General features: G+C 51.2%; 13 protein-coding genes and 1 tRNA gene. 8 read left to right on the top strand and 6 right to left on the bottom strand.

Features of this window, described 5'->3' with window-relative positions:
• Positions 1–136: 136 nt before the first annotated feature.
• The 3 genes from ACYVJQ_RS16280 to ACYVJQ_RS16270 are packed head-to-tail and all read left to right on the top strand — an operon-like array spanning position 137 to position 2,540.
• Positions 137–751, top strand: coding sequence for a sugar transferase (locus ACYVJQ_RS16280; RefSeq protein WP_460894169.1), 615 nt, complete (start codon positions 137–139; stop codon positions 749–751).
• Positions 748–1,404, top strand: a complete 657-nt coding sequence (locus tag ACYVJQ_RS16275) for an acetyltransferase (protein WP_460894168.1) — start codon at positions 748–750, stop codon at positions 1,402–1,404. Before ACYVJQ_RS16280 ends, ACYVJQ_RS16275 begins: the two co-directional genes overlap by 4 nt.
• Entirely contained in the window at positions 1,401–2,540 is a 1,140-nt protein-coding gene (locus ACYVJQ_RS16270; RefSeq protein ID WP_460894167.1) for a DegT/DnrJ/EryC1/StrS family aminotransferase, read from the top strand. Before ACYVJQ_RS16275 ends, ACYVJQ_RS16270 begins: the two co-directional genes overlap by 4 nt.
• Before the next feature lie 173 nt (positions 2,541–2,713).
• On the opposite strand, the gene ACYVJQ_RS16265 is transcribed toward ACYVJQ_RS16270, so the two are convergent.
• From ACYVJQ_RS16265 to purL, 6 genes are all read right to left on the bottom strand, one after another.
• On the bottom strand, positions 2,714–3,298 hold the full coding sequence (locus ACYVJQ_RS16265; protein WP_460894166.1) for a 50S ribosomal protein L25/general stress protein Ctc: 585 nt from the start codon (positions 3,296–3,298) through the stop codon (positions 2,714–2,716).
• A gap of 92 nt (positions 3,299–3,390) precedes the next feature.
• Positions 3,391–4,323, bottom strand: a complete 933-nt coding sequence (locus ACYVJQ_RS16260) for a ribose-phosphate pyrophosphokinase (protein WP_460894165.1) — start codon at positions 4,321–4,323, stop codon at positions 3,391–3,393.
• 135 nt (positions 4,324–4,458) lie between these two features.
• Entirely contained in the window at positions 4,459–4,974 is a 516-nt protein-coding gene (locus tag ACYVJQ_RS16255; RefSeq protein WP_460894164.1) for a DUF488 domain-containing protein, read from the bottom strand.
• 38 nt (positions 4,975–5,012) lie between these two features.
• Complete coding sequence (locus ACYVJQ_RS16250; protein ID WP_460894163.1) at positions 5,013–5,321, bottom strand: phosphoribosylpyrophosphate synthetase; 309 nt, start codon at positions 5,319–5,321, stop codon at positions 5,013–5,015.
• Positions 5,322–5,703: 382 nt separating this feature from the next.
• Positions 5,704–5,776 (bottom strand) — tRNA-Gln (locus ACYVJQ_RS16245).
• Positions 5,777–5,870: 94 nt separating this feature from the next.
• The gene (purL, locus tag ACYVJQ_RS16240; RefSeq protein WP_460894162.1) at positions 5,871–8,093 is read right to left on the bottom strand and encodes a phosphoribosylformylglycinamidine synthase subunit PurL; all 2,223 of its coding nucleotides are present in this window, start codon (positions 8,091–8,093) and stop codon (positions 5,871–5,873) included.
• 254 nt (positions 8,094–8,347) lie between these two features.
• Here purL and ACYVJQ_RS16235 point away from each other — a divergent pair, with 254 nt between their 5' ends.
• The 5 genes from ACYVJQ_RS16235 to ACYVJQ_RS16215 all read left to right on the top strand — a co-directional run bounded on the left by ACYVJQ_RS16235 (position 8,348) and on the right by ACYVJQ_RS16215 (position 12,728).
• Positions 8,348–8,707, top strand: a complete 360-nt coding sequence (locus ACYVJQ_RS16235; protein WP_460894161.1) for a hypothetical protein — start codon at positions 8,348–8,350, stop codon at positions 8,705–8,707.
• Positions 8,708–8,709: 2 nt separating this feature from the next.
• On the top strand, positions 8,710–8,946 hold the full coding sequence (locus tag ACYVJQ_RS16230) for a hypothetical protein (RefSeq protein WP_460894160.1): 237 nt from the start codon (positions 8,710–8,712) through the stop codon (positions 8,944–8,946).
• A gap of 299 nt (positions 8,947–9,245) precedes the next feature.
• Positions 9,246–10,751, top strand: a complete 1,506-nt coding sequence (gene atpD, locus ACYVJQ_RS16225) for a F0F1 ATP synthase subunit beta (protein WP_460894159.1) — start codon at positions 9,246–9,248, stop codon at positions 10,749–10,751.
• Between the two features lie 162 nt (positions 10,752–10,913).
• Positions 10,914–11,162 carry an ATP synthase F1 subunit epsilon gene (gene atpC / locus ACYVJQ_RS16220; RefSeq protein WP_460894158.1) on the top strand — a complete coding sequence of 83 codons (249 nt, stop codon included), beginning with the start codon at positions 10,914–10,916 and terminating at the stop codon, positions 11,160–11,162.
• A 438-nt stretch (positions 11,163–11,600) separates the two neighbouring features.
• Positions 11,601–12,728, top strand: coding sequence for a trans-sulfuration enzyme family protein (locus ACYVJQ_RS16215; protein WP_460894157.1), 1,128 nt, complete (start codon positions 11,601–11,603; stop codon positions 12,726–12,728).
• Positions 12,729–12,804: the final 76 nt, after the last annotated feature.

Below are 12,804 nucleotides of genomic sequence, written 5' to 3'. Positions count from 1 at the left end.
CCTTCCGTTTTGAGCCTGTTTTCTGAAAAACAGGCTCAAAACAGGGTTTTATAGGATGGTTTTCCTTGCACGTCTCTATGGCTAAACTACCCATTCATTAGCACATCATCACCTTCAAGAATTAGCACATTACTCCATGTACCAACGCTTCGGCAAACGCCTTTTAGACCTTCTGCTTGCCGGGGGAGCCTTGTTGGTTCTTTGGCCGGTCATGTTGGTGGTGGCAGTGGCGTTGTGGCTGGGGTTTAAGGGTCGGGTGCTGTTCAAGCAACCTAGACCCGGTCTACACGGCAAACCGTTTCTATTCTACAAGTTCGTGACCATGACCAATACGCAGGACCGGTTTGGGCAATTATTACCCGATGGCCAGCGCCTCACCCCCCTGGGGAAATTCATCCGGAAAACTTCCCTAGATGAGCTGCCCCAGCTTTTCAACGTGTTGCGCGGCGACATGAGCCTGGTAGGACCGCGGCCGTTATTGATGGAATACCTTCCGCTGTACTCCCCTGAACAGGCAAGGCGACACCAAGTGAAGCCCGGCATTACCGGTTGGGCCCAGGTAAACGGCCGGAACCTGCTGGGATGGGAAGAAAAGTTTACCTTTGACGTGTGGTACGTGGAACATCTGTCTTTCAAGGTAGACATGATGATTCTCTGGCGTACCGTGCGGCACCTGTTCAAACCCGAAGGCATTTCGGCTCCGGGCACTGCCACCATGGAACGCTTTACCGGTTCTGCTAACAAACCATGAGCAAAGAGAAAAAACCAATTGTGATTGTAGGAGCCGGTGGCCTGGGCCGCGAGGTGCTCATGCTTTTGTTGCAGATTAACCAGGCATCCCCAGAATGGGAGATCCTGGGATTCTATGATGACGCCGTTCCTGCTAGCTCGCTCAATGGCTATCCGTATCTGGGCACTATTGCAGAGTTAAACACAACCGGCAACCCCCTGCATGTGGCCATAGCCATTGGCAATTGCTCCGCCAAACAGTCAGTAGTCACACGGTTAGGCAATCCTTTATTAGAGTTTCCGATATTGGTTCACCCGTCGGTGTTGCTAACGCCAGAGCAGGAAAACCAATTGGGCGAAGGCTGCATTATCTGCCAGAACTGCATCCTCACCACTAATGTCATGTTAGGCAAACATGTGTTGCTGAATCTGGCCTGCACCATCGGGCATGACGCTATTCTAGGCGATTTCTGCTCGCTTATGCCGCAAGTGGCCGTAAGTGGTGGGGTACGACTTGGCAAAGGCGTGTACGGCGGCACCAACAGCGCCATACTGCAGAACCTGAAAGTGGGCGCCTTTACCACTATTGGGGCCGGAGCGGTAGTGACCAAGGATTTACCCAGTTACTGTACCGCGGTAGGCGTGCCGGCCCGTATCATTTCCCAAACCGCATGAGCCAACCTCAGGATTTCATCTACCTTTCTCCGCCGCACATGAGCGGAAGAGAGCAATATTATATTCAAGAAGCCTTTGACCTGAACTGGATTACCTCTGCGGGCGCCAACGTCCATGGCTTTGAACGGGAACTGGGCACCTACCTGGGCATGCCCGCAGCGGCGCTATCTTCCGGCACGGCTTCTCTCCATTTGGCCCTGCTTGCATTGGGCATTGGCCCCGGAGATGAGGTTTTCTGCTCCACCTTCACCTTTGTGGCCACGGCTAACCCCATCCTATATGTAGGCGCCACCCCAGTTTTTATTGACAGCGAAGCTACTACCTGGAACCTCTGCCCCACGGCGCTAGAAGATGCGTTGAAAGATCGCGCCCAGAAAGGCAAACTCCCCAAAGCCCTCATTCTGGTGCACCTGTATGGAATGCCAGCCCAAATACAAGAGATACAGGAAATTACAACGCGCTATGGGGTACCTATCATTGAAGATGCCGCCGAGGCCTTGGGCTCCCGTTACAAAGGCCAATTAGCCGGCACCTTTGGGCGAGTGAGTGCCTTCTCTTTCAACGGTAACAAAATTATAACTACTTCCGGTGGTGGTGCCCTGGTCTCTGCCGACCCAAATTTGGTGGAGCGCGCCAAATGGCTCTCTACCCAAGCTAAAGAACACACGCCTTATTACCACCATACCACACTAGGCTACAACTACCGCCTCAGCAACATCAGCGCCGGCATTGGCCGCGGACAATTAGAAGTGCTGGACGAACGCGTGCAACAGCGCCGGGCCGTTTTCCAGAATTACCAAAGCCTGCTGCAAGACCTAGAGGAAATAGAATGGCTACAGGAACCCGAAGGCTTTTTCTCTAACCGCTGGCTTTCCTGTATAACGCTCAAGAAAGGCTGCCCCCTCACCCCTGAACAGCTTCGGCTTAAATTAATAGAGGCACACATAGAAGCCCGCCCGCTCTGGCAACCCATGCACCGGCAGCCTTTGTACCAAGGTGTCAGCTACTTTGGCGGCGGCGTGGCCGATGACCTATTTACCCGCGGCCTTTGTCTGCCATCTGGCTCCAGCCTAACCTTGGCAGACCAGGAACGGGTGGCCGATGTCATCAAAAAAGCATTCCAGAAGCAGGATTAATCAGGATTTACGGGATATTTCAGAATTACCAAGATTAGAGTTATTGTCGCCTCATGAGTAATCAGGGAAATCTAATCCTGCTAATCTTGATCAATCCCGTAAATCCTGCTCCTAAAACAGAAAATCCTGTCCCACCGAAGCAGAACAGGATTTTTTCTTTAAAAGAGCAAAGACTATTTCTTGCCTTTTTTCTCTTCTGTCTGAGCGCTCTTCAGGGCTCTTGGGATAGTTACGGTAGCCACTGGTGACAATGGGTTAGTCAAGATAGTGTAGTTCTCAGGAGTGATTTTGTTCACTTTGATAGACTTACCTAATTCCAGTTCAGAGATATCAACCGCGATAGTATCTGGCAGGTTAGCTGGGATAGCCTTCACGCGCAGCTTGCGCAGTTTAGTTACCAGTTTACCACCGGCCATTACACCTGGTGAAGTACCTACGAAACGTACAGGAACGTCTACTTTCACTTCTTTCTCGTCTTGCAACAACAGGAAGTCCACGTGCAGCAACATTTCGTTTACTGGGTGGAACTGCAGGTCTTGCATGATGGCTTTGTACACGGTGCCTTCAATGTTCAGGTCAACCTGGTACACGTTTGGAGAGTAAACCAAGTCACGGAACAAGATAGCCGGAGCAGAGAAATGAACTTGCTCTGAACCACCGTACAATACACATGGAACTTGAGCTTCCTCACGAAGCGCTTTGGCTTCGGATTTACCGAGATTTGCTCTTTTAAACCCTATAATCTCTAAGCTTTGCATAAAAAATAGATATAAATAAAAATTGAAAAAACTCTTTAAAAAGACGCTAGTAGTTGGATATCAGACACTAGACCTCTTTTGGTAATCAGCAATTAGATAAACAGTGAGCTGATAGAATCATGGGTTACCACATTGCTGATGGCCCGGGCAAACAGGTCTGAGAACGTTAATACCTTGATTTTTGGAGACTCATGTTTTAAGGGAATAGTATCTGAAATCACCAGTTCCTCTAACACAGAATTCTCAATCCGCTCATAGGCTGGACCAGAAAGCACCCCGTGGGTGGCAATGGCTCTTACGCTTTTTGCGCCTTTCTCTTTCAGCAACTCGGCCGCTTTGGTAATGGTTCCAGCAGTGTCTACCAAGTCATCCACTAATACTACGTCCATACCTTCAACGTCCCCAATCACCTGCATAGAGGCAATCTCGTTGGCACGCTTTCTATGCTTATCGCAGACTACCATCTCTACGCCAAATACCTTGGCGAAGCTTCTGGTCCGTACCACACCTCCCACGTCTGGGGAAGCGAAGATCAAGTCCTGGCCTAGGTTCAGGCTACGCAGGTACGGCACAAAAATGGCCGAACCGTCCAAATGGTCTACCGGGATGTCAAAGAACCCCTGGATTTGGCCCGCATGCAGGTCACAAGTCATAAGGCGGTCAGCACCTACGCACTGAATGGCGTTAGCCATTACTTTGGCCCCAATAGAAACACGCGGTTTGTCTTTTCTATCCTGACGGGCATAGCCGTAATAAGGCATTACCACAATCACTTTATGCGCCGAAGCCCTTTTAGCCGCGTCTACCAGCAGCATCAACTCCATAAGGTTATCTGCCGGTGGAAACGTGGATTGTATCAAAAACACCTCACAGCCGCGCACAGATTCATTGAAATGGACAGAGATTTCTCCGTCAGAAAAGCGCTGTACCGTAATGTCACCTAAAGGCAAACCATAGGCACCTGCCACTTTTTCAGCGAAATATCTGGAGGCCGAGCCGGAGAATATCTTAACCGTAGGAGTCATGGGGAGAAGAGGTTACCGAATGAAGTCGCAAAACTACGGCTTATTTTGCTAGGCTCAAACCATCCCCGCAAAAATAAAGGGTACTTTCTCTAAACTTACTAACAGTAAATGACGCAAACGCCGGCGTATTTCTTCTTAAAGCAAGGGGTGTGATTGCAGATAGGCCGCCGTGAACGGGTGTTCTTTGGCCTCGCCTTCTTTCATGATGTGCAGCACCTGCCAGCCTTTTTCCTTGAGCACATCTGAGATAATAGCCCTATGGCACCGCCACCAAACCGCCTCTGAGCACATGTAGGCCGTGCGCTTGCTAGTGGCTACCTCCATGAGGGTGGAAAGTCCTTTGGCGAACTGCTCGGTCTCTGTATAATCAGCGTAGCCCCTGAAGGATTCGCTTCGCCAGACGGTGTTTTTAGAGTCTGGGCTAGGTTTGCGGCGTCCGCCCAGCTCAACTTCAGGCAGGTAGTCAATGCCTACCTGGGCCAAGGCAGTCTGCAGGGCCTCTACGTTAAACTGCGGATATTTTTTAGAGCCCGGATACCGTCTCACATCGGCCAGCACCTTAATCTCAAAGGAAAGCAGGGCAGCCTGGAATTCTTCTATGGGGCGGGTGGAATGACCAATGGTCCAGATGGTGGGGCGCGTGTCTGCCATAGGGCACAGGAAGATAGAAGATGCTAACTCAGTTATTTTCAGGTATGTTTTTCTTTCAGGGCTTTGACCATTTCATCTGATACCGGATCACTATAGATGCCATAGGCATTGATCAAGGTTCCTTTCACTTGGTGCTTTTCTGAGGAAATGGCATATACCACTGCTTCGTCACCGGGGTCTGTGTTGCCCTCAAAGCGGTAGTGCTTGTCCACCACAAACTCCTCTGGGAACAACTGCAACGAATTACCATGGCAAACAAGGCAATTATCATTCAGATTGAAATCCTGGGTGTATCCTTCTTGCTTCAGGTGGTTCAGTACTTCTGAGACACTAGCCATGTTGTTCATAAGGATTTGGGCTTAAATGAGAAAATAAAGAAAAGGCACACACCACCAACTGGAAAAGGCGGCCCACCGCCAAGTCCTCTCTCTTGTTCTTCGTAGATGCGGCGGCAAAGGTTTTGGATGGCACCAATAGGCTTTGGTAAATACAAGTAGGAAAAGCCTTCTAGAGACAAGGTGAATAGAGCCTTGACTCAGGGGAATGCCCTAAGCCAAACTAACCGGTGGCTTCCCTGCCAAGGTAAATCAATTATGATGACAGAGCCAGACCAGGCAAAAGGATTAGCCTAAACAGGCCCAGAAAGTTTTTGGGGCGGAGTTGGTTCTCATGAAGCCGCGAAAGGGCATAAAAAAAAGCCTCTCAGATTTCTCTGAAAGGCTTTCTAGGTTGTCCGACCAGGTTTCGAACCTGGACTCTTCTGAACCAAAATCAGACGTGTTGCCAGTTACACCATCGGACAATCTCCCTTAGACAACATTGTTATCGTTTGGTGATGCAAAGGTAGGAAAGAATTTATTCAGCGCAATAGGTGCCGCTAAAAAATTTCAGAAAAATTATTCCATAATCCGCTCCAGCGCGGTGTCATAGCTGTTTTTGAGGGTATTAATATCCCCAAACACCTCGCCGTCCACCACTACGTTCTGCCCAGCAACTACCCCAAGTTTTCTGAAATTCAGGCCATTGGCCGAAACTGCTTTTTCAAACGCCTCCTGCTGGCCGGGCTTCACGCTCACTACTACGCGGCTTTGGCTCTCGCCAAATAAATAGGCATCTTTTCTGTATGCGGCGTCTGTGGTCACCACAAAGCCCAAGTGGTGGTACATGGCAGATTCCAGCAACGTGATATACAGACCACCGTCCGCGCAGTCATGCGCCGACTGGATCAACCTACCCTCAATCAGCTCTTTCACGGTTTTCTGCAGCAACAGCTCCTGGTCCATATTAAAGGCCGGGGCTGGGGACAGTTTCACGCCATGGTAAGAATACAGGTACTCGCTGGAGGCGATGTCATTCTGGGCGTCACCCAACAGATAGATAGCATCTCCCTCCTGCTGGAAGGCCAGGGTCATGATGTTGGTTTTGTCCTCCACCAAACCCAGCATACCAATGGTAGGCGTTGGGAACACCGGACCTTCGTCTGAGGATTGGTTGTAGAAACTCACGTTTCCGCCGGTCACGGGGGTGCCCAGGGCGGTGCAGGCTTTGCCCATGCCTTTGATAGCGCCCACAAACTGCCAGTAGACCTCCGGCACGTACGGGTTCCCGAAGTTAAGGCAGTTAGTGATGGCCACGGGCTCGGCCCCGGAGCAAACCAGGTTACGGGCGGCCTCGGCCACAGCAATGGCGGTGCCTTCCTCGGGGTCTGCGTTCACGTAGCGGCTGTTACAGTCAACGGTGATGGCAATGGCCTTGTCAGACCCTTTCACCTTCACAATGCCCGCATCTGCCGGGCGGTTGGTGGTCAACGTAGCAGTACCAATCATGGAGTCGTACTGCTTGTAGACCCAGCGCTTGGAGGCGATGTTGGGGTGCGTAGTCAGGAACGCGGCTACTTCTTTATATTCTTTTGGCTCCTGCACGGAGTCAAGGGTGAATTTCTTGGCTTCCTGGAAATAGGCCGGCTCTCTGTATTCACGGTGGTACACTGGGGCGCCGCCGCCCAATACCAGGTCATCGGCGGGCACATCGGCCACCAACTCTCCTTTTACATAGTAGCGCAGGCGCTTGGAGTCAGTAACCTCGCCAATCTGGGCGCAGGACATGTCCCACTTGTCGCAGATCTGGTGGATGAGGTCTTCAGAACCTTTCTCCATTACTACCAGCATGCGCTCCTGGCTTTCTGAGAGGAGGATCTCAAAGGGCTGCATGTTGGCCTGGCGGGTAGGCACTTTGTCCAGCCAGATTTCCATGCCGTGTTCGCCTTTGGCGCTCATCTCAGAGGTGGAGCAAGTGATACCGGCGGCGCCCATGTCCTGCATGCCAATCACCTTTCCGGTGGCCAGAATCTCCAGGGTGGCTTCTAACAAAAGTTTCTCCTGGAACGGGTCCCCAACCTGCACGGATGGCAAGTCGTTCACGGAGTCCTCGGTGATGTCTTTAGACGCGAAGGCCGCGCCGTGGATCCCGTCCTTGCCCGTGGCAGAGCCGATGATGAACACCGGGTTGCCTACGCCATAAGAGGTGGCGCTGGCCGTTTTGCCCACTTCCACAATGCCCGCCGAGAAGGCGTTCACCAGCGGGTTGATGTTGTAGCATTCGTCAAAGAAGAGCTCACCACCCACGGTAGGAATCCCGAAGGCGTTGCCGTAGTCCCCGATGCCTTTCACCACGCCTCTTAACAGACGCTTGGTTTTATCTGAGTTGGGGTTCCCGAACCGCAGCGAGTTCAGCTGCGCAATAGGGCGCGCACCCATGGTGAAGATGTCTCTATTGATCCCGCCCACGCCGGTGGCCGCGCCCTGGTAAGGCTCCAGCGCCGATGGGTGGTTGTGTGATTCTATTTTAAAGGAACAGGCCAGCCCGTCACCGATATCAACCAGACCGGCGTTTTCCTCGCCTGCCTTGGCCAGCATGCGCGGCGAGTCTTTGGGTAGGGTCTTGAGCCAGACAATGGAGTTTTTGTAAGAGCAGTGCTCAGACCACATCACCGAGAAGATACTCAGTTCAGTGAAGTTAGGCGTGCGGCCCAGGATCTGGTTGATGCGGTCAAACTCTTCGGGTAACAGGCCCAGCTTTTGGGCGGTGTCAACGGTGGTAAGGGTGGTCTGGGTTTCCAAGACGGATATTGGTTTGGTAAGACAGGGCAAAAATAAAGATTTCTTTTAGAAGCAGGCGCCCTCTTTTCATTTCGTTTTGGGCCTGTTTTTCAGAAAACAACGGTAAACCGCAAAAATGTAACGGAATTATTACCAAACTATTACCGGACCCTTACCCGGCGGTTATGTTTTGGCAAAGCTTCTACCTGCGGCTGGGATGCCTGGAAAAGACGCCGTAGACTTACCTAAACAACCAGCAGATAAACGGAAATGCCATGCAAAACCCCACAGATTCTACCATCATTCTACAGGTGTGCCATCCGTATCGGGAGGTATGCTGCACGCTTACCCTAGCCCCAGACCACCCGGCGCTGCAGTGGTGTAAAGACCATCTGGAAATCACCTTCATTGGCCTCACCTATTGGGTAACACTTTCCCAGCCCCGGCAACTTGCCCAGCTTCCTGCCTTCTTCCCTGAATTTTTGGCCCATACGGCACAGGGGCGTTTTAGAGGTGTTTTACGAAAAACAGGCCCAAAACGGGAAGCTCCTTCCTTTACCTGGGCCACCTCCACTTACCGTCTCCAGCGCCAGGGAGCCTCTTTCACCGTACGTGTTACCCTTAAAAATGCCTGACCATGCAAGAGACTTCCACCACGCTCTGGTTCTACCTTAGATCTGCTTCCCCGGTGTACACCTGCACCCTTCCCTCTTTAGACGCGCGCCTGGCCCTGGCGCTGGAAGACGTGCGCAAAATCAGGCACGGCAACCACGTGTTTGTGCACCTGCGCAGCCAATATGAATGGGAACGGGCTATGGCCTGCCTGGGCGTCACGCAGGCAGCAGCTCCCCTGGCCCCCTCCTCGGCTGCATGACGGGTTGCTGGCGCAAAACCCCGGCAGAACAAGAAACCTAAACGACTTCAACCGCTCTTTTCTTTAGTTTCTTGGACTATCACGTGCGTTGAAAGGCAAGTCTGTTTTAGGGCCGTTTTGAGAAAAACAGGCTTAAAACGGCTTTTAAGGCCTAAATCGCCCCTAAATTCTACCGCCTGTCTTCAGGTCTCTTTTACCCCAAAACTTTTTACCCACTTCCATGGAATTGCAGAGATAAACTTCTATTTTTGCAGCCTGAAAGAAGTGTGTATCTATCTAAATAATTATAAACCAACCAAATGGCGAATATTGGCAGAATTACCCAGGTGATCGGTCCGGTAGTGGACGTAAGCTTCTCGGGTGAGAATTCTAAGTTGCCCAACATCATGGATGCCCTGGTAGTGGTGAAAGAGAACGGTACCCGCGTGGTATTGGAGACTCAGCAGCACTTAGGCGAAGACCGCGTACGTACCATCGCGATGGACGCTACCGAAGGCTTAACCCGTGGCATGGAAGTAACAGACTTAGCGGCTCCTATCTCAATGCCTACCGGCGAGAATGTGTTAGGCCGTCTGTTCAACGTAATTGGCGATGCCATTGACGGTATCCCTCAGCCTGTGAGCGAGCTGGACCTGCCCATTCACCGCAACGCCCCTAAGTTTGAAGACCTTTCTACTTCCTCAGAGGTATTGTACACCGGTATCAAAGTAATTGACCTGATTGAGCCTTACTCCAAAGGGGGTAAAATTGGTTTGTTCGGGGGTGCCGGGGTTGGTAAAACCGTATTGATCCAGGAACTCATCAACAACATCGCCAAAGGCCACGGTGGTCTTTCTGTGTTTGCTGGTGTAGGTGAGCGTACCCGTGAGGGAAATGACTTGCTGCGTGAGATGATTGAGTCCGGCATTGTGCGTTACGGTGACGAATTCATGGAGTCTATGGAGCACGGCGGATGGGATCTATCTAAAGTAGATCAGGAAGCCCTGAAAGAGTCTAAAGCGACCTTCGTGTTCGGTCAGATGAACGAGCCTCCTGGGGCCCGTGCCCGTGTTGCCCTTTCTGGTTTGACCATTGCGGAGTCTTTCCGTGACGGTGACGGATCTGGCGCTGGTCGTGACATCCTTTTCTTCATTGACAACATCTTCCGTTTCACCCAGGCAGGTTCTGAGGTATCGGCCCTTTTGGGTCGTATGCCTTCTGCGGTAGGTTACCAGCCAACTTTGGCTACGGAAATGGGTGCCATGCAAGAGCGTATCACGTCTACTAAGCGTGGTTCCATCACGTCTGTACAGGCCGTTTACGTACCTGCAGATGACTTGACTGACCCTGCTCCAGCGACAACCTTCGCTCACTTGGATGCCACCACTGTACTTTCCCGTAAGATCTCTGAGCTTGGTATCTACCCTGCGGTAGATCCTCTGGATTCTACGTCCCGTATCTTGACCGCCGACGTGGTAGGTGCTGAGCACTACAACACCGCCCAGCGCGTGAAAGAGATCCTGCAGCGTTACAAAGAGCTGCAAGACATCATTGCTATCTTGGGTATGGACGAGTTATCTGAAGAAGATAAATTAGTCGTACACAGAGCGCGTCGTGTGCAGCGTTTCTTGTCCCAGCCGTTCCACGTGGCCGAACAGTTCACCGGCTTGAAAGGTGTGCTGGTAGATATCAAAGACACCATCCGTGGCTTCAACGAGATCATGGACGGCAAGCACGACAACCTTCCTGAAGGTGCCTTCAACTTGGTAGGAACCATTGAAGATGCCGTAGTGAAAGGTCAGAAAATGATGGCCGAAGCAAAATAAACTTTGAGTTCTGAGTCTTGAGTTCTGAGTCCTGAGTCTGTAAAAGGCTCTAGCTCAGAGTTTGAGACTCAGAATATAATTAGGTTTTATTCCTTCTAAGTCCAGCAGCTGGGTTTATCAAAAAACTCAGGACTCAAGACTCAGAACTCAGAACTCACAGCAATGTATTTAGAAATCATCACCCCAGATAAAAAGGTATTTGAAGGCGAAGTGATCTCGGCGCAGTTCCCCGGTATTAATGGCGGATTTGAGGTCCTGAACAATCACGCTCCCCTCATCAGTGCGCTAGCCAATGGCGCAGTACGGGTAACGCCCACCGCTGGCACACCAGTGGTGTTTCAAATTGACGGGGGTGTGGTAGAAGTGCTGGACAACAAAATCATTGTCCTCGCCGAAGCCGTTATCGCCTAACGATTTCCTGTTTTTCATTCTGAAAGCCCGTTCTTCTGCAAAGGAGGCGGGCTTTCAGCTTATAGGCCATTTTTCTAAAAACAGGCCCAAAACGCATTTTCAACTTTAACCGGTTTCTGCTTACCTTTAGAATTGCTGATTGTTAGTTGTTGATTGCTAATTGTGGTGGTTATTTGCTCAACCTTCAAAATTGATTTCATAAGTATCCTCAAAACTTGAGTAATCAAAATGAAAACAAACCCATGTTGTCATCCTGAAAGGACCTTATGGGCGAACTGAAAAAGCTTTGCAGTAAATAGAAATACTGTTTGCAACCGCGATCGTTTCAGGATAACAAAGCAAAATGAATGGCAAAAAGTGAAGGCATTTCCCAACGATCACCCTTCTCTTTAGTTTTCCATTCCTAATTCTTAATTCGTAATTCTTAATTAAAACGCTGTGTCTATTTCGCCTAAAACCACGCCCATCTACCAGACCTCAGTATTCACTTTTGAGGACCTGAACGCCCTGGAAGCTTATTTCTCTGAGCCGGGCCCGCAGTACATGTACACACGCTACGGCAACCCAAATACAGATGAACTAGCCCAGGAAATAAACCAATTGGAGCAAGGCCAGGGCGCAGTAGTGACGTCTTCAGGCATGTCTGCGATCTTGACGGCGGTGCTGGTTTACGCCAAGGCCGGCGACCATGTGCTGTGCGCTGAGGAAATATACGGGGGCTCGTCTTCGCTGCTTTCCTCAGAGCTCACCCGCATGGGCGTGGAAGTGACCTATGTGCCTACCACAGACATCTATTCTCTGGACGGGTATGTTCAGGACAACACCAAACTGCTGTTGGTGGAGACCATCAGTAATCCCATGATGACAGTCATGGACCTGGACAAAGTAGCGCAGGCCTGCCAGGCTAAAGGCCTCAAGCTAATCGTGGATAACACCTTCGCCTCTCCTATCCTCACTAACCCCTTGGTACTGGGCGCTGATATAACCATTCACAGCGTGACTAAATACCTGTCTGGGCACAGTGACGTAACCGCCGGCGTGGTAGTAGCCAAAGCAGCGGAAGATGCCCAACGGGCTGCCCAAATCATGCGCACCTGGGGCCTGAACCTGAGTCCGTTTGAAGGCTGGTTAGCTGCCCGTGGGCTGAAGACCCTGAAACTGAGAATGCGCGAACACAGCGCCAACGCGTTGGTTCTGGCCCAATGGCTGCAGCAGCACCCTAAAGTACAGGCGGTGTTCTACCCAGGCATAGCAGACCATCCGCAGCACGCCTTGGCTAAAGACCAAGGCAAAGGAATGTATGGGGGTATGCTTTCCTTTAGAATTGCGGATGACGCAGAGTCTGTGAACCGCTTCATGCGTGCTTTGACGCATATTCCGTTCGCCCCGTCCCTGGCAGGTGTCACTACCTCTATCTCTTACCCAGTGGGAACCTCGCACCGTGGCTTAACTCCAGACCAACGTGAAAGCCAGGGGATTACGGTAGGCCTGATCAGGTTATCGGTGGGCATTGAGGAGGTAGAGGAACTGCGCGCTGATTTAGAGCGCGGATTGGCGGCTGTTTAGTTATCTGCTATTCCTTATTGGGAATGGCGTTAGGCGAAATCAACGGCTCATCTTTGTAAACCTTAGAGCATCTGGA

This window comes from Rufibacter soli, from assembly GCF_054781795.1.
This window is presented reverse-complemented; position numbering and strand designations above follow the sequence as displayed.